Annotated in this window: 16 protein-coding genes; 10 read left to right on the forward strand and 6 right to left on the reverse strand. The window is 67.1% G+C overall.

Annotated features, from left to right (window positions below):
* Positions 1–74: 74 nt before the first annotated feature.
* The 3 genes from Hhyl2_RS03395 to mct form a co-directional block, all read right to left on the reverse strand.
* The gene (locus tag Hhyl2_RS03395) at positions 75–2,534 is read right to left on the reverse strand and encodes an ATP-dependent DNA helicase (protein ID WP_483549321.1); all 2,460 of its coding nucleotides are present in this window, start codon (positions 2,532–2,534) and stop codon (positions 75–77) included.
* A 276-nt stretch (positions 2,535–2,810) separates the two neighbouring features.
* A complete protein-coding gene (locus Hhyl2_RS03400) occupies positions 2,811–3,731 on the reverse strand; it encodes a sodium:calcium antiporter (RefSeq protein WP_483549322.1) in 921 nt (306 codons plus the stop codon).
* Positions 3,732–3,799: 68 nt separating this feature from the next.
* Complete coding sequence (gene mct / locus Hhyl2_RS03405; RefSeq protein WP_483549323.1) at positions 3,800–4,990, reverse strand: succinyl-CoA:mesaconate CoA-transferase; 1,191 nt, start codon at positions 4,988–4,990, stop codon at positions 3,800–3,802.
* A 121-nt stretch (positions 4,991–5,111) separates the two neighbouring features.
* Between mct and glmS the strand changes: the two genes are divergently transcribed.
* From glmS to citE, 5 genes are read left to right on the forward strand one after another with little or no spacing between them, the layout of a single operon-like run.
* Complete coding sequence (gene glmS / locus Hhyl2_RS03410) at positions 5,112–5,552, forward strand: methylaspartate mutase subunit S (protein WP_483549324.1); 441 nt, start codon at positions 5,112–5,114, stop codon at positions 5,550–5,552.
* A gap of 3 nt (positions 5,553–5,555) precedes the next feature.
* Positions 5,556–7,001, forward strand: coding sequence for a methylaspartate mutase subunit E (locus tag Hhyl2_RS03415; RefSeq protein WP_483549325.1), 1,446 nt, complete (start codon positions 5,556–5,558; stop codon positions 6,999–7,001).
* On the forward strand, positions 6,991–8,313 hold the full coding sequence (locus Hhyl2_RS03420) for a methylaspartate ammonia-lyase (RefSeq protein ID WP_483549326.1): 1,323 nt from the start codon (positions 6,991–6,993) through the stop codon (positions 8,311–8,313). Before Hhyl2_RS03415 ends, Hhyl2_RS03420 begins: the two co-directional genes overlap by 11 nt.
* Entirely contained in the window at positions 8,310–9,401 is a 1,092-nt protein-coding gene (gene mch / locus Hhyl2_RS03425; protein WP_483549327.1) for a 2-methylfumaryl-CoA hydratase, read from the forward strand. The genes Hhyl2_RS03420 and mch overlap by 4 nt, the downstream gene beginning before the upstream one ends.
* The gene (citE, locus tag Hhyl2_RS03430) at positions 9,398–10,444 is read left to right on the forward strand and encodes an L-malyl-CoA/beta-methylmalyl-CoA lyase (RefSeq protein ID WP_483549328.1); all 1,047 of its coding nucleotides are present in this window, start codon (positions 9,398–9,400) and stop codon (positions 10,442–10,444) included. Before mch ends, citE begins: the two co-directional genes overlap by 4 nt.
* A 32-nt stretch (positions 10,445–10,476) precedes the next feature.
* On the opposite strand, the gene Hhyl2_RS03435 is transcribed toward citE, so the two are convergent.
* Positions 10,477–10,623 carry a hypothetical protein gene (locus Hhyl2_RS03435; RefSeq protein ID WP_483549329.1) on the reverse strand — a complete coding sequence of 49 codons (147 nt, stop codon included), beginning with the start codon at positions 10,621–10,623 and terminating at the stop codon, positions 10,477–10,479.
* 201 nt (positions 10,624–10,824) lie between these two features.
* On the opposite strand from Hhyl2_RS03435, the gene Hhyl2_RS03440 reads away from it, so the two are divergent.
* Together Hhyl2_RS03440 and Hhyl2_RS03445 are read left to right on the forward strand one after the other, a co-directional pair.
* Positions 10,825–11,817: an ABC transporter ATP-binding protein gene (locus Hhyl2_RS03440; RefSeq protein WP_483549330.1), complete on the forward strand. Its 993-nt coding sequence runs from the start codon at positions 10,825–10,827 to the stop codon at positions 11,815–11,817.
* Positions 11,810–12,595, forward strand: a complete 786-nt coding sequence (locus tag Hhyl2_RS03445; protein ID WP_483549331.1) for an ABC transporter permease — start codon at positions 11,810–11,812, stop codon at positions 12,593–12,595. The genes Hhyl2_RS03440 and Hhyl2_RS03445 overlap by 8 nt, the downstream gene beginning before the upstream one ends.
* A gap of 54 nt (positions 12,596–12,649) precedes the next feature.
* On the opposite strand, the gene Hhyl2_RS03450 is transcribed toward Hhyl2_RS03445, so the two are convergent.
* Positions 12,650–13,393: a TrmB family transcriptional regulator sugar-binding domain-containing protein gene (locus Hhyl2_RS03450; RefSeq protein WP_483549332.1), complete on the reverse strand. Its 744-nt coding sequence runs from the start codon at positions 13,391–13,393 to the stop codon at positions 12,650–12,652.
* Between the two features lie 238 nt (positions 13,394–13,631).
* Between Hhyl2_RS03450 and Hhyl2_RS03455 the strand changes: the two genes are divergently transcribed.
* Both Hhyl2_RS03455 and Hhyl2_RS03460 read left to right on the forward strand, forming a co-directional pair.
* A complete protein-coding gene (locus tag Hhyl2_RS03455) occupies positions 13,632–13,964 on the forward strand; it encodes a 2Fe-2S iron-sulfur cluster-binding protein (protein WP_483549333.1) in 333 nt (110 codons plus the stop codon).
* Positions 13,965–14,163: 199 nt separating this feature from the next.
* Positions 14,164–14,766: a DUF7110 family protein gene (locus tag Hhyl2_RS03460; protein WP_483549334.1), complete on the forward strand. Its 603-nt coding sequence runs from the start codon at positions 14,164–14,166 to the stop codon at positions 14,764–14,766.
* A 192-nt stretch (positions 14,767–14,958) separates the two neighbouring features.
* Here the strand turns inward: Hhyl2_RS03460 and Hhyl2_RS03465 are convergent, their stop codons facing one another.
* Positions 14,959–15,576 carry a stage II sporulation protein M gene (locus Hhyl2_RS03465; protein WP_483549335.1) on the reverse strand — a complete coding sequence of 206 codons (618 nt, stop codon included), beginning with the start codon at positions 15,574–15,576 and terminating at the stop codon, positions 14,959–14,961.
* 133 nt (positions 15,577–15,709) lie between these two features.
* Between Hhyl2_RS03465 and Hhyl2_RS03470 the strand changes: the two genes are divergently transcribed.
* A complete protein-coding gene (locus Hhyl2_RS03470; protein WP_483549336.1) occupies positions 15,710–16,687 on the forward strand; it encodes a phosphoadenosine phosphosulfate reductase family protein in 978 nt (325 codons plus the stop codon).
* Positions 16,688–16,972 lie beyond the last annotated feature (285 nt).

Consider the following 16,972-nt stretch of genomic DNA (forward strand, 5'->3'; position numbering starts at 1 on the left):
TTTCCTCAATGACCATATGTTTTCTGTTGCCCGCGACATGGTCCGGGTCAGCGACAGGTGTCGAAATCGGAGCGTCAGCCGCGATCACGCCAGAACGTGTCGAGTTGTCCCGCGAGGAACTCGGGTGTCATCCGCGTGAACTCTGTGCGCTCGCCATCGGGTAGATACGGGAACACCGAATGCCGGGCCTCTGGTGTATAGCGCCGGCCGACGAACGCACGGACGCCGACCTCCTCGGTCCCGCGGATGACACGACCGATGGCCTGGCGGGCCCGACGCACTGCCGGGACCGTCAGGGCGTACTCGAAGGCGACGTCCTCGCCGAACGCGTCGCCGTAGGCCCGCTGGACTGCACGTACGCGGGGCGAGCCGATGTTCACGAGCGGGACGCCGACGACCGCACAGGTCGACAGTTTCGCGCCGTCGTAGTCGACACCCTCGGTCAGGGTCCCGCGCGTCGACGTGACCAGGACTTTCCCGTCACCGCGGAAGAACCGCTGTTTGCGTTCCTCGGTGGCCTCGTTGCTGGAGGCCTCGTCCACGAGGACCGGTTTCTCGACCGCGCCGTCGAGGTAGGCCCCCGCCCAGGCGGCCTCCCGGTAGTTCGGCATCGCGATCATGACGTTGCCCGGCGAGCGCGCAAGCGCCCGCAGGGCCTGGGCGTACTCGTCGCGGGTCCGGTTCCACTCCTCGCCCAGCGGTTCCATCGACTCGGGGTCGCCGCGATTGCGGGCCGTGAATGGCGTGGCGTCGACGAGATACGAGGCTCGGTTCTCCGGCGGGAACGGCAGATCGTAGGTCGTCGAGCGGACCGGCCGGAACTCGTCGTCGCTTCCGTCCGACCCGTCTCCCGTGCCGTCGTTGTCCGCGGCCAGCGCGTCCAGCCCCGAGACGCGGGTGAACACGTCCAGCGGTTCCAGGGTCGCGCTCATCAGCACGCCGCCGCCGAGGTCCTCGAAGACGTCTCGCAGCGCAGTCGCCGGCATGCAGTTGTAACAGAGCAACCCTGGCGTGTAGACGGCCTCGTAGTCGGCGTCGGTCTGCCGGGCCTGGGCGGGCGAGTGTTCGAGTTCGATCTCCCGGAGGAAGGTACTGTGATCGCGTTCCCACCAGTGGCCGGCCAGGACGCCGACGGCGGCACAGACCGGCTGGCGGGCCAACCCCAGTTGATCGATGGCGTCCTCGACGGCCGCGCCGACCTGGGCCAGCGTCCGCCAGACGCCGCCGTCGTAGCCCTTCCGTTCGGCCCACTCGGTGAGTTCGTCCCGCTCGACGGTCTCGGGGTCGCGAAGCGGAATCTCGCGGTCTCGCTCGGGGAGCATCGCCGGGTCGGCCCGCCACCCCTCGTGTTCGGCGTCGAGGAACGACTCGACGCGGTCGTCGAGCCAGCGAACGAGGTCGTCGTAGAACTTGCGTGCCTGGTCGACGGCGTCCAGGGGTACCTCGCGGGCCGAGAGCACCTCACGGACCTGCTCCTTGTGGTCGGCGCTCTGCTGGGCGCGCTGGACCAGCAGGTCGCAGTCGTTGCGGGCCTGGACGAGTGTCTGTTTGCCCAGACGGTCCGACAGCAGGTCCCGGACCCGCTCTTCGAGGCGGTGGGCCTCGTCGACGACTACGAACGTCGAGTCGTCGAGCAGTCCCGACAGCAGCGGGCGCGAGCCCGGGTCGAACAGATGGTTGTAGTTCCCGACGATCACGTCGGCCCGTTCCAGCATCACACTCATTACCCGGTGCGGGCAGGTACCTCGCTCGGTGGCCGCCGGGAGATAGTCGTCGATGGTGACGACGTTTTCGGGCCCGGCCGAGAAGTCCACGGGCGAGCCCTTGTTGCGGGCGTACCAGTCGGCCTCGAACGGGCAGTACAGCGGCGGGTCGTCGCCCTCGGCCATCGACTCGGGCGCGGTGGGCTGGCTGGGGCGATAGGGTGAGGCAGCCCCCGCCGTCGCCAGCGTGTCCTCGCCCAGTCTGGTCTGGGACGTCGCGTCCGGCCGAGCGGCGGCAGCGAGGTCCTGCCCCTTCCGGGGGTCCCACCACTGGTCCTCGTCGTCGACCTCGGGCTGGATGGCTGTCTCGGCGACGGCCGCGCCGCCGCTTCGGCCGTCGTCCTCGACGAGGCGAGCGGTCGCCTCCCGCAGGTCCTCACAGCGGTCGTGCGTGCTCGCGTCCTCGGGGAACTTCCCCTCGCGGCCGTACGGACAGAGGTCCCGTTTGCCGACCAGCGCGATCCCGTCGAGTGGCTCCTCGATGCCCGCGTTGAGCGTCCGCAGGTCGTCGACGAACTGCTGGAGTTGCTGTTTGACCGGCGTCACTACGAGGATCCGGTCGTAGAACTCCGTCTCGCGGACGAGGTGGGCGCCGGCCGTCAGCGCCGCCATCGTCTTCCCGGTACCACAGGGGCCCTCCATCGCGAGGAAGCCCCGGGACTTGCCGGCCTCGATGGCGCGTTCGACGGCGTCTGCCTGGTTCGCGTACGGCTCCTCGAACCCGAAGTACTCGCGCCAGGACTCGTCGCCGGTCGAGGCCGTCTCTCGCATCGAGACGGGGTTGGGCGTCGTCCTATTTGAACCGCCGGGTTCGCTAGCGACTCTCCCTGGTGGGACGGTATACAGCTTGAAAGCCCCCTCCCGTTCGACTGCCGGGACTCGCTGCGCGCTTCCCTCGCTTCGCTCGGTCCAGTGCTTGCGTCGTCCGGGCGAGTCGAACGGTCGGCCCCTTTCAGTCCCACCCGTGTTGGTAAGTCGACCGGCTGACGGACGTGGAAGGCTCCGTCGGTTGGTGCGTGGCTGTATGGTCGATCTGCATCGCTGTCTTCACAACACCACGAAACTCGGCAGATAGAGAGCGAGACAGACGACGGCGGCCCGGCGGTCGATGCCGCGGCGCCAGTAGAACAGCCCCAGGACCGCGATGGAGGCCGCGAGCATGTACAGCAGTGAGGGACGGATGGCGGCGGGGTCGGCGACCACGACGTCGAAGAACACCGCGCCGATGCCAAGCGAGAAGACGGGGTCGGTGATGTTGCTCCCGAGGATCGACCCGACGGAGATGCCGCTGCGCCCCTCGTAGGCGGCGATGCCGGCGATGACGATCTCTGGCAGCGTCGTCCCGAGGCCGGTGAGCAGGCCGACGAGGAACGCCGGCGTCCCGAACAGTCGGGCGAGAGCGACGCCGTTCGTGACCATCAACTGCCCGCCGACGACCACGAGCGCGAGGCCGCCGATGATCCAGGGGAACGTCTCGCGCGGCGTTCGTGGCTCCTCGATGACCTCCTCGGTGATTTCCTCGCCGCCCTCGTTCGTGTAGAGCGTGTAGATGAACTGGACGTACGCGAGCATCATGAGCAGCCCCTCCGAGCGGTTGATGAGTCCGTCCTCCAGCGTGAGGATCATGATGATCATCGCCAGGATCATCGCGGTCCCGTAGACCAGTACGGAGCGGCGCTCGACGACGAACGGCGCGATGAAGGCTACGACCGCGATCGCCAGCGTGATCTGGGCGGTCTCCGAACCGACGATGTTCCCCACGACGAGATCGCCCGCGCCGTAGTAGGCGGCGTAGATGGAGGTGACCATCTCCGGGACGGAGGTCCCCACCGAGACGACGGTCACACCGATGAAAAAGGGCGAGACGCCGTAGTACAGCGCCAGGTCGCCACTCGACGTGACCGCGCGGTCGGCGCCGACGACGAGTGCCGCCAGCCCGACCAGGAACAGTGCTACCTCGACGAGCATCTAGCAGAGGCGACTCCCGGGTGGGACAAAAGTAGTGGCCACGAACTACTGGCGAGAGCGATCTTCGTTCAGTCGTCGCTCTCTGCGGGCCGCGGATCGCTATTCGGTGCCTGCTCGTCCAGCAGCTCCGCTCGATGCTCGTCCAGTATCGGCGCCCGGCCGCGGGGTCGCGGGTTCGTCTCGGTCATCTTGATCGGGCTGCCGGCGACGGTCATCTCGCCGTCAGCGCCGGGTTGGGAGACGTCGGCGAGCATATCCCGAGCGTGGACGTGGGGGTCCTCGAAGACGTCCGCGGTCGTCTGCACCGGCGCGGCCGGGACACGGCCGTCGAGTAACTCGACGATCGCGTCGGTCTCGTGCTGGCGCGTCCACTCGGCGATGGCCGCACGCAGTGGCTCGCGGTTCGCGAGCCGTGAGGCGGTGTCGGGGTAGTCGGCGGCCAGGTCGGGACGGTCCATCGCCTCGCACAGCGTCCGCCAGTGGCCGTCCGAGAACGCGGCGACGACGGCATAGCCGTCGGCCGTCTCGAAGGCGTCGTAGGGGAACAGCGTGGGGTGGGAGTTGCCCTGTCGCGTCGGCGCCTCGCCGTCACAGGAGTACTGATAGACGGTCCGCTCACAGAGGGAGACCATCGCGTCGTACATCGCGGTGTCGACGTACTGTCCCTCGCCCGTCCGTTCGCGGTGGTGGACCGCCGCGAGGATGCCGACGGCGTTGAGCGCAGCGGTGAAGATGTCGCCCACACCCGGCCCGACCTTCGTCGGCGGGCCATCTTCCTGCCCGGTGATCTCCATGACGCCGCCCAGCGCCTGTGCGATGAGGTCGAAGGAGGGCTGGCCCTGGCGTTCGGTCTCGCCCGTGCGCGGGTCACCGAACCCCCGGATCGAGGAGTAGATCAACTGCGGGTTGTGCTCGCGCAGCGTCTCGTAGCCCAGGTCGAACCGCTCCATCGTTCCGGCCTTGAAGTTCTCGACGACGATGTCCGCTCGCTCGACGAGCGAGAGGAAGGCCGCACGGTCGTCGTCGGTCCGCAGATCCAGTTCCAGCGAGCGCTTCCCGCGGTTGACACTCTGGAAGTAGCCGCCGTAGGCTTCGGCCTCGCTGTCCTCGACGAACGGTGGGTTCGAGCGGATGAGGTCCCCGCCCGGTCGCTCGACCTTTACGACGTCCGCGCCCATGTCCGCGAGCAGCATCGTACAGTACGGTCCGGCCAGGACCTGCGTCAGGTCGAGCACCCGCAGGTCGGCAAGCGCACCCATGGTCGAGGCGAGGAGAGTGGGGGTGATAAACTTTGGTGATAAATCATTATAGATTGTATAAGGACATTTTATCATTATAGACCATTAACTTTATCTCTCCCCCTCCACCACCATCGAGTACATGCCCCGGACCGTCATCCTCGGCGTGATTGGCTCCGACGCACACGTCGTCGGTATCACGATTCTCGAGCAGGCGCTCTCGGCCGCTGGCTTCGAGGTCGTCAACCTCGGCGTCCAGACGTCACAGGCCGAGTTCGTCGATGCTGCGAAAGCGCACGACGCCGAGGCTGTACTGGTCTCCTCGCTCTACGGGCACGCCCGGCAGGACTGCGAGGGGTTCCACGACCGTCTCGACGCGGCCGGACTCGACGTCTGGACCTACGTCGGCGGCAACCTCGCGGTCGGGCAGGACGACTTCGAGGAGACTCGGCGGACGTTCCGCGAGATGGGCTTCGACCGGGTCTTCGACGCCGAAACCGACCCGGAGGACGCCATCGCGGCGCTCCGGCAGGATCTTGAGCTGACGACGGCTGAGACAGACCGCGTCAGCGTCGAGGGCTGAGCGATGCCCACAGACAGCCGGCTCGCAGCCGACGAGCTACAGCGCATCGCCAACGACCTGCGGGACAACTGGCACACCGGCCGCCAGGTCGACTTCGAGGAGGCCATCGCCTTCCACGAGTCGCTGCCGGCCGGGAAGCGGTTCGCCCGTGTGCTGGAGACGGCCGACCAGCCGCTCCTCCAGCCACGCGCCGGCGTCCCCTGCCTGGAAGACCAGATATCGCTGCTGGAGTACCTCCAGGACGAGGGTGGCGCCGACTTGCTCCCGACGACTATCGACTCCTACACGCGTGACAACGAGTACGAGAAAGCCGAAGAGGGACTCGCGGCCTCCCGCAACGGCGAGGCCGACGAACTCAACGGCTTCCCCGCGGTGAACCACGGCGTCGAGGACTGCCGGCGGCTCGTCCGGGCGCTCGACGCTCCCATCGAAGTCCGCCACGGGACCCCGGACGCGCGATTGCTGGCAATGGTCACGCTCGCCGGGGGCTTCCAGAGCTTCGAGGGCGGCCCCATCTCGTACAACATCCCCTACACGAAGCGCCACGACCTGGCGACGACCATCGAACACTGGCAGTTCGTCGACCGGCTCTGTGGCGCCTACACCGAGCGTGGGGTCACGATCAACCGCGAGCCGTTCGGCCCGCTGACCGGGACTCTGGTCCCGCCGTGTATCGCTATCGCGGTGATGCTGATCGAGGGGAAACTCGCGGCGACACAGGGCGTGCGCTCGCTGACGCTTGGCTACGGACAGGTCGGCAACCTCGTCCAGGACGTCGCCGCGCTGCGGGCCCTGCGCTCGCTGGGCGAGGCGTACCTCCCCGACACGGTGACGGTCACCACCGTCTTCCACGAGTGGATGGGCGGGTTCCCGCCCGACGAGGCCCGGGCGAACGGCGTCATCGGCCTGGGCGGCGCCACGGCCGCCGTCGCACAGCCGGACAAGGTCATCACGAAGTCCCCCCAGGAGTTCCAGGGGGTGCCGACCAAGGAGGCCAACGCGGCCGGCCTCCGCACGACACGACAACTCATCGATATGCTCATCGAACAGGACATCGACCTGGGTGGCATCGACGACGAACAGCAACTCATCGAGCGGGCGACCCGCGCGCTCATGGACGCCGTCCGCGACGCTGGCGACGGCGACGTCGCCAAGGGTGTCATCCGTGCCTTCGACTCCGGCGCACTCGACGTCCCGTTCGCGCCCAGCGACGCCGCTCACGGGGCGGTGCTGCCGGCCCGTGACGACGACGGCCGGGTCCGCATCTTCGAGTTCGGCGACCTCGCGCTCCCAGCGGAGATCCAGGAGATGCACAGAGCCAGACTCGGCGAGCGCGCGGAGACGGAGGGTCGGGACCAGTCGTTCCGGATGGTCGCCGACGACGTCGACGCCATCAGCGACGGTCGTCTCATCGGCCGACCACGAGGGGGTGCCAGCGATGCGGATTGAGGCCGTCCGCGCGGTTCCGGGCCTCTCGGGCTTCTTCTTCGACGACCAGCGCGCGATCAAGGACGGTGCCACACAGGAGGGGTTCGACTACGACGGCCAGCCGGCGACCGCGGGCTTCGACCGCATCAGGGAGGCCGGCGAGTCGCTCATCGTCGAACTCGAACTGGTCGACGGCACCGTCGTCACCGGCGACTGTGCCGCGGTCCAGTACTCCGGGGCCGGCGGCCGTGATCCGCTCTTCCGGGCCAGCGAGTACCGCCCAGTTGTCGAGGGCCCGATCGCAGACGAACTGCGGGGGCGGGACGCGACGATGTTCCGCCAGAACGCCGCCGTCGTCGAGGACCTCGACCCCGTGCGCTCGGACAGCGAGCGCCTCCACACCGCGCTCCGCTACGGCGTCTCGCAAGCGCTCCTGAACGCCGCTGCACGGGCGACCGGCCAGACACCGGCGGCCGTCGTCGCCGCAGCCTACCGGACAGAGATGGCAGACACGCCGGTGCCGGTCTTCGGACAGTCCGGCGACGAGCGCCGGCTCAACGCCGAGAAGATGCTCATCAAGGGCGTCCCGGTCCTGCCGCATGGCCTGTTCAACAGCGTCGAGAAGGTCGGAAGCGAAGGGGAGCGTCTCGTCGAATATCTGGCGTGGCTCCGCGAGCGGACCGACGAGCTGGGTCCCGAGACCTACTCGCCGCGGTTCCACGTCGACGTCTACGGCATCCTCGGGAAGGTCTTCGGACCGCCCTACGACCGTCCGGAGGTGGTCGACTACTTCGAGTCGCTGCGCGAGGCCGCGGCGCCGTACCCCCTGCAGATCGAGGGGCCGATGGACGCCGGCGACCGGGCCGCGCAGATCCGCCAGATGGCCGAACTTCGGGACGGTCTCTCCGATGCGGGCGTCGACGTGGACATCGTCGCCGACGAGTGGTGCAACACCTTCGACGACGTCCGGGCGTTCGTCGACGCCAACGCGGCCGACGTGGTCCAGATCAAGACCCCGGACCTGGGGGGCATCCACCGCTCCGCCGAGGCGGTCCTGTACTGCGAGGGGACCGACACCAGGGCGTACCTGGGTGGGACCTGCAACGAGACGGGCACCTCCGCGCGGGCCTGTGCGAACGTCGCCCTGGCGACCGACGCGGCCCAGGTGCTCGCGAAACCCGGCATGGGCTTCGACGAGGGATTCATGATCGTGACCAACGAGATGCGGCGGACGCTGGCCCGGTCGGACGCGGCGACCCTCGGGAGCGAGTCCGCCGGAGGGCCGAGTGGCGGGAACCGCCAGACGGCGTCGGACGGGGGGACCCCGCGATGACCGACTGGAGCGACCCCGACGCGCTGGACCTCTCGGACGGCGAGACGTTCGAGACGCTGCTGGACCGCGCCGAGACCCGCGAGAAGGGCCACTACTACGAGTTCTTCACGCCCGGCGACGAACTCACTCACGACCCCGGCCTCGTGCTCTCTCAGTCCGGTAGCGAGGACTGGATGGGCCAGACGCTCAACCACGATCCGGCCTACTGGCGGCCCGACCGGGCCCGTGACCGGGGCTTCGAGGGGGTTCCGGTCCACCCGGACTACCTCCTGGCCTGCGTGATGGGCGTGACCGTCGAGGATCTCTCGGAGAAGGGCGGCTACTTCCTCGGGCGCGACGACGTGACCGTCCACCGCACGCCCAGACCCGGGACGGAACTGGCAGTCACCTCGACCGTCGTCGAGACGACGCCGTCGTCCTCGCGGCCCGAGTACGGGATCGTCACCTGGGAGACGATCGGTCGGAACCGCGAGACCGGCGACCGCCTGGTCAGCTACGAGCGGACGAACATGATTCCACGGCGCGAACCGACCGCGACGGACGGGGGCAACGCCGTCACCGATTCGGGGGACGGCGACGACGAGTCGTCCCTCCCAGCGACCCTCGTCACGCCTGAAGGCGGCTACTTCGAGGACTTCCGGACCGCCCTCGACCGGGCGGACGCCACCGACGCCGCCGTCGCCTACGCGCACGAACGCGGCCGGACGATGGACGACGGCCTCGTCTCGGGGCTCCCGCTGGCGACGCTGAACACGGCCCGCCAGCACCACAACCGCGACGTGATGGCCGACTCGCCGTCGGGCGACATCGTGGCCTACGGCGACGTCACCCGATCCATCGCACTGGCCCACGCCCGCTCGGACGAGGAGACCTACCGCGAGTGGCGCTACGCCGACGAGCGGTTCCACGACTTCGTCACGCTCGGCGACACCGTCTACGGGTTCACCCGCGTGCTCGACTGCGACGGCGACAGCGGACCGACTCGGGCCGGCGCGGTCACCTTCGAGCACGTGGCCTACAATCAGCACCGCACCCCGGTCTACAGCGGCCGGCGTACCGCTCTCGTTCAACGACACGATTCCCGATGACACGCACACGACTCTGCCGAACGTTCCAGACCGCACCCGCTGCCGTCCCCCGCGACGACAGCGCGAAGTTCCTCGTCTCCGGCCTCACCAGCGAGGGGTTCCAGACACCCGACTGGCTCGTCCCCGACATCGAGGACGGCACGGCCCCCTCGATGAAGGCCGAGGCCGTCGACAACATCGTCGACCACCTCCCCGAGCACGGGCCCGACTTCGCCGGGAACGTCCTCCCGCGGGTCGAGTGGGCCTACGACGACGCCACCTTCCGTGACCGCGGTCGCGACCAGGTCCGCCGGCTGGCCGACGACGTGGGCGAGTATCTCGACGGCATCGTCTTCCCGAAGGTCGGCCGCCTCGACGACGTGCGCGCGGCGGCCGGTGTCCTCGCTGAGGCCGAGCGCGACGCCGGCCTCGACGACGGGGCGCTCTCGATGGCCATGATCCTGGAGACGGCACCGGCCCGCTCCGATCTGCGGGAGATCTGCCAGTTCGCAGCCGACTCGCGACTGGACGCGCTCGTCTTCGGCCCGGTCGACTACACCGCGGAACTTGGCGGGCGCGCGCTCGACGGGGAGCGGCCGCGCTGGGACGGGCTTCTGGAAGCCCTCTCGAACGAGACCAGCGCTGCCGGCGTCGCCGCCATCGGCGGCCCCTTCGACCAGTTGTTCCACGAGCGTGCCGGCGTCACCTACTACAACGCCGAGGGGTACGCCGACCAGGTCGAACACGAGGCGACCATCGGCATCGACGGCTCGTGGTCGCTCCACCCCAAACAGACCGCACAGGCCAACCGCATCCACATGCCCCGGACCGACGAACTGACCGAGGCACTACGGAAGGTGGAGGCGTTCAACGACGCCAAGCGTGAGGGGACCGGCGCCGTCGTCGTCGACGGCCAGATGGTCGACGAGGCGACCTACAAGAACTTCGCCAACACCGTCCAGACGGTCCGGGATATCGACGCGACCCATCCCGAACAGACCGCCGAGTTCTACACGGAGACGCTGCTGGAGCGGGCGCTGGACGTCGAACTCCGGTTCAACTGAGGCGGTAGCGCGGAGTCTATCGAGCGTCCCGGTCAGGTCACGTCGTACCTGCTGACTGGTCCGCCACAGGTCGGACACCGCCCGTCCCCCGGCGAGAGATTCTCCCCGCACTCGATGCACTCGTAGTGGTGCTGCTCGTCGAGCGGCGCCGTCGCCGAGAACAGGTCACGGACGCCCACCGGACCGCCTCCCTCTGGCCGCGACGGCAGTAGTCGTCTGCACGCTTCTGGATACCATGTGTGACACTCCCTGGCGCATCGTCGCAAGTCCGTACAGATGGCTATCGTATTAACTCACCGACACGAACGGGTATCTGGTACGCATCCTGTAACAACCCACCGGGACCAACCCTCAAGCCTGTCGGGGCCTGACGAGGCCACATGAACGCCATCGAGGTCGACGGCCTGACGCGGCGCTACGGCGATCTGGTCGCCGTCGATGACGTCTCCCTGACCGTCGCCGAGGGGGAGATTCTCGGGTTGCTCGGCCCGAACGGGGCGGGGAAGTCGACGCTCGTCAACACGTTGTGTACCCTCCTCAGGCCCAGCGAGGGCAGCGCACGTGTCGCCGGCCACGACGTGGTCGTCGACCCGGGCGCCGTTCGGTCGAACATCGGCGTGGTCTTCCAGGAACCGGCACTCGACGAGGAACTGACCGGCGTCGAGAACCTCCGCTTTCACGCTCGTCTCTACGGGATTCGCGGCGAGCGCCGCCGCGAGCGCGTCGAGACGGTCCTCTCGCTCGTCGATCTGGCCGGCGACGCCGACAAGCGGGTCGGGGAGTACTCCGGTGGGATGGCCCGCCGGTTGGAACTCGCCCGTGGGCTGCTCCACGAACCGTCGGTCCTCTTCCTGGACGAACCGACGGTCGGGCTCGACGCGGGCACGCGCAAGACAGTCCGGGAGTACATCGCACGGCTGAACGAGGAAGCGGGTGTCACAGTGGTGCTGACGACCCACTACATGGAGGAGGCCGACGCCCTCTGTGACCGCGTGGCCATCGTGGACGACGGCTCCGTGGTCGCGCTGGACACCCCCGACGCACTGAAAGCGGATCTGGGCGGCGACGTGGTCCGACTCGGGACCGACCGACCGGCCGCTGTCGCCGACACCATCAGATCACAGTCGTGGGTCCACTCGGTGACCGCCCACGACGACGGCCTGGACGTGGGTGTCGACGACGGCGCCAGGCGGGTTGCGGCGCTGGTCACCGTCGCTAGCGAGGTTGCCGACGTCACCACCGTCTCGGTCGACCGACCGACGCTCGAACGGGTGTTCCTCTCGCTGACCGGACGGACGGTCGCGGCGGCGGAAGCGGAATCGACTGCGAGCCAGCCAGTGACGCCCGACCCGGGGGGTGACGACGATGACTGAGGACAGCCGGCTCCGTCGTGAGGCAACCGCCGTCTACGGCCTCTGGTACCGAGACCTCGTTCGCTTCTGGCGGGCCAAGAGCCGCGTCGTCGGCCTCCTGCTGGGCCCCTTCTTCATCCTGGTGTTCTTCGGCTTCGGTTTCCGGGACGTCCAGTTCGGCTCGATCCCATCGGGTGTGACCTACCTGGAGTATCTGGTCCCCGGTATCCTCGGGTTCACCATGGTGTTCTCGGCCTCGTTCACCGGGCTGGCGGTCCTCTCGGACCGGGAGGTCGGCTTCCTCAAGGAGATACTGGTCGCACCGGTGAGCCGGACCGGCATCGTCGTGGGACGCATCGCTGGCGGTGCGACGACCACGATGCTCCAGTCGCTGCTCATCCTGGCGCTGGCACTCCCCCTGGGGTTCCGACCCGCGTCGCTGGTCGGTGTCGGAATCGCCGTCGTCTTCCTCGTCCTCGTGGCCGCGACGTTCATCGGCTTCGGTCTGGCCATCGCCTCCCAGTTCAAGGACACGCAGGGGTACAACCTCATCGTCAACTTCGCGCTGTTCCCGCTGGCGTTCCTCTCGGGGGCGTTCTACCCGCTCGGGAACCTCCCGGTACCGCTCCGGCTGGTCGGCTATCTGAACCCGCTGACCTACGGCGTCGACGGCCTCCGCGGGGCGCTCGTCGGAGTCTCCCAGCGGTCGCTCGTCCTGGACTTCGTGGCGATGGTCGTCGCCAGCGTGTTGATGGTCGTGCTGGGCGCGGCGCTGTTTCGCCGTGTCGAGGCGGTCTGACGGGGGCCGGCGGTTGCGGTTACCGGCCGCAGTGCCGTTCACCCTCGCCGAGCCCTACTCGACCGCGGTGAGCGTGATGTTGCGCGCCTCGTAGTCCTCGAAGTAGGCCCCCGTGCCACCCATCGTGACACGGCCCTCGTCCTCGACGTAGGCGACGAGGCCGATCTCGCCGAAGAAGGAGTTGTTACTCGGGCTGACGAAACTCTGCCGGACCGTCGAGAGCTGGCCCTCCAACGACTCCCAGGTGTCGCCGTCGTCGGCGGGGGCCTCCCGGACCTCCGCCTCGAAACCGATCTTGTTGTCCTGCCGGAGGTGGAGCGTCGCGTTGACCGCGGCGTCCCGGAGGTTGGCACACTCGTACGGAAACTCTCGGCCGGGCGTGACGTACACTTCTTCCCCCTCGTCCCACTGCTGGGACATGAACTGCAGGAGCGCCATGCCGTAGATGCGTTCGGTGTCGTAGTCCATACCGACGTCCTCCTTCTCCTCGTCCGCTTCGAGTAGCTGTCCGACGACGCCGCGCTCGTGGTCGACACTCAGCATCGTGTCCAGTTCCTGGTCCCAGGCCCGGACCAGCGTGGCCGTCGACTCGAAGTCGTACTGGCTCGCCGTCTCCGGGTCCGCGTACAGACAGAGCGCGACGAAGGTCCCGCTCTCGTAACAGCGTCTGAGCTCGTCTTCGAGCCGTTCGTACATCTTCGGCTGTGTCGCGATGAGGACCTCGCTTTCGGCAGATTCGATATGCCGACGGAGACTCGACACGAGTTCGTCGTTCGTCTGGATGGGATCGACTCTCATAGGGATGGCTGTCGGGTGGTTGCGCGATTGTATGCATAAGCTTGCCGTCGCAGATCAAATTTTGTGAAACTAATTCATAGAACTTCGTAGCGGGCGGGGGGCGACGTTACCACGCGATGCTGGCCCGATTCTTTCTCCTCGAACCCCCCGTCGGAGTGACACTCACGAACGTGTCCTCCCAGTCCGCTGACTCGCCAAGCGATAAAGAGTTTTGTCGCGGGGTTCCGAACGGCCGAGCATGACCGACTACACCGTCGAGTTCGTGGGGACGGGTGAGGAGATCACCGTCTCCGACAAGGAGACGATCCTGTCGCGCTGTCTGGAAGAGGGGATCGCTCAGGAGTACTCCTGCCGCGTGGGGATGTGTCTGGCCTGCTCTGCCGAGATCATCGAAGGTGACGTAGTCCAGCCGGCGGCACGGGGGCTTACCGAACAGGAACGTGAGTCCTACGCGCTCACGTGCATGGCCCGTCCCGCCTCGGATCTGGTCCTCGACCGCGGGGAGTACCCCCCGAGCATCGAAGGTGCTACCGTGACAGACGATACCGAACCAGCCGCCGCAGACGATTAACTGTCCGAACGTCGTGTTTTCGAGCCCGCTCGTATCGTAAGGAGCAATTACTATCAGGATAAGCAGTCTGTTCGTCAGATTCGACCCGCTTCCTGTCGGCCGAATGGCGAAGGACAGATGATATAAGCGAGTGTCTCCTACATCAGGGTGACTGTAGCGTCAGCGGACGGCCGTCGACCACCGACACACGTTCCCAACTATGACCAGCCGCGTATACAGACTTCATTCGACACTTGAACTGCCACTCGAAGACGCCTACGATTTCTTCGAGGATCCAGACCTTCCGCCTGCGGTCGCTGACGTTGATATCACCCGGCGGAACAACACGCTCATCGTCAGTGCTGTCGCCGACGACGACAGCATGAGCAAGTACACGCCGACTGCACAGCTCAAAGCCAGTGTCACCGAGAACCGCGTCTACGAGGAGGACCCCGACGAGATGGGGCCGCCCGGCGCAGCCAGCACCGGCAGCGCCGGTGGCGGACCGCAGTGGGGCGCACTCGAAGAAGAGGAAGAGGAGATCGAGTCGGAACTCGTCGAGTACGCATGTTTCAAGGGCGACCGCGAGACCGTGCTCCAGAACACGGCGCTCCAGTACGAGATGTTCGAGGTCCTCTGTGAAGTCGCGAAGATCGCCGAGAAGGGGACGCTGACCGCGATCGCGTCCGTCGACGAGGACCTGGAGGCGGTCCGGATCGTCGACGGCGAGGAACGACCCGCCGTCATCAACGTCGCCGAAGAACCTCGCGACGACGAGGAGAAAGACGGCGTCAACTGGCGGGACAACGAATTCATTAACTGACACCGGTCGTTGTGACGGTCTCCCGGTGCGCGCTGACCCGTGGTCGGCGCGATCCGGAGCGAATCCACAGCAATCAGCACGAATCCGTCTCTCTGTCGTCGGTCCTCCGCTCTGTCTCTCACCCGAGACGATCCCTCCGTCCTGCTCGTCCGTAGCGACAGCGACGTGCGAACTCCTGTCTTCACAACGGTTCTACCCAGAGGCGACACCCGAGATCGACCCGTCCGCGACCCGCTCGGCAATCGCCAGCGTGACGTTGGCCTCGATGTAGGCGGCGAGCAGGATGAGGATGCAGGACAGGAGCACGAGCCACCCCGCCTCACGGAGGTCGCGCTCGGTCACCAGTTGCTCCTCTTTCCCGCGGAGGTACCGGACGGTCAACCGACCGAACCGGAGCCCGATAGCGGCGACGACGAGCAACGCCGGGATCTCGATGATGCCATGTGGGACGATGAGCGCGAGGATGACGAGCAGCGGGAGTTCCTGGCTGGCCAGACCGACCACGACACCGATCAGGAGACCGTTCAGCACCAGGCCGACGATAGTGACGATCCCGATCGACACCGCACCCAGCAGCATGACGAACACGGCGGTCAGGTTGTTGACGGCGATGGAGTACGTCGTGATCTCGGTCGGGAGAAACGGGTTCGAGCCGCCCTCGGGGGCCGTCGGAAGCGATTCGGTCGGAATCGCGTTCCCGAGCAAGAGCCCGAGGAGCGTACTCACTCCCAGGATGACGGCGGCGACGGGGACGTACAGTGCCAGCCACCGGCGCGCGATCACGCGGGCTGGCGATCGGGGACCGATCATCTCTCACTGGATCCACGGACGTGAATGGCAATAATTCAGGGGGCTCCGGCTCCGAGATCGGTGTGTATCTCGCTCACACACCTGTCGATGGAGCAAAAAATACTTACTGCGTCTAATTACATTTCATTACACGATGTCCAAGACAGCCGAGTTCCCCGACTATCTCGACGTCGACTACAGCGACGGCGAGGGCGAGTCGCCCGCGGACTACCCGACGGTCAACCACAAGATCGAGAAGGCCATCGAGGTCACGAAGAAGGGTCTCGAAGAGTACGAGAACCCCGTCGTCATGTGGACCGGCGGCAAGGACTCGACGCTCACGCTGTACTTCGTCAAGGAAGTCGCTGACCGCTTCGATCTGGAGGTCCCGCCGGTCGTCTTCATCGACCACTACCAGCACTTCGACGAACTCATCGAGTTCACGAAGCACTGGGCCGACGAGTGGGACCTCGACGTGATCTGGGCGCGCAACACCGACGTCGGTGACTACGTCGACGAACACGGCCTCGAACCGGGTGACGACATCCCGGTCGAGGACCTCTCGGAACACAACCAGCACCACATCCGCAACATCCTCGAATACGAGGAGGACACGTTCCCGTTCCTGCTGGACACCTACGTCGGCAACCACCTGCTGAAGACGGTCGCGCTCAACGACACCATCGAGGAGCACGACGTCGACGGTATCCTCTCGGGGATTCGCTGGGACGAACAGGAGTCCCGCGCCGACGAGACGTTCTTCTCGCCGCGGCACGACCCCGACATCTACCCGCCCCACGACCGCATCCAGCCGATCCTGCAGTTCGCCGAGGCCGACGTCTGGGAGGCCTTCTGGAACTTCGTCGTGCCGGATACGGTCGAGGGCTACCCGGACGACGGCTACGTCCCGCAGGGCCAGGACGACCTGCCCGAGGGCATCGAGAAGGAGGACGTGCCCGTCTCGCCGAAGTACTTCGCCGGCTTCCGCTCGCTGGGCAGTGAGGTCAGCACGGACAAGTCCGCCGAAGAGCCCGCCTGGCTGCAGGACATGGAGAACACGACCGAGCGCGCCGGCCGCGCCCAGGACAAGGAGGACCTGATGGAGCGCCTGCGCGACCTCGGGTACATGTAGGAACCCACTTTTTACTTCGTCGGGTTCGAGGCGCGCCTTCGGCGCGCTCGAACCACTCCTCGCAAAAACGTGGGGAAAAACTGCCGGCCGCTCGGCACAGCCTCGCGGCCGGTGAAACCGCGCCTGCGGCGCGGTATGCTCCGTGGTCAGCCTGCCCTTCCCCGTCTTCGCTCGGCCGCGACTGTCGTCGCGGCACTCGCTCACGGCCACCGCAGGGCATAGTTGGTGTCACCGCCACGTTCACCTCATTCGCGTTCGCTGTCGGCCGTATGGACGACTACGCCC

This window comes from Haloarcula sp. H-hyl2 (genome assembly GCF_056934385.1).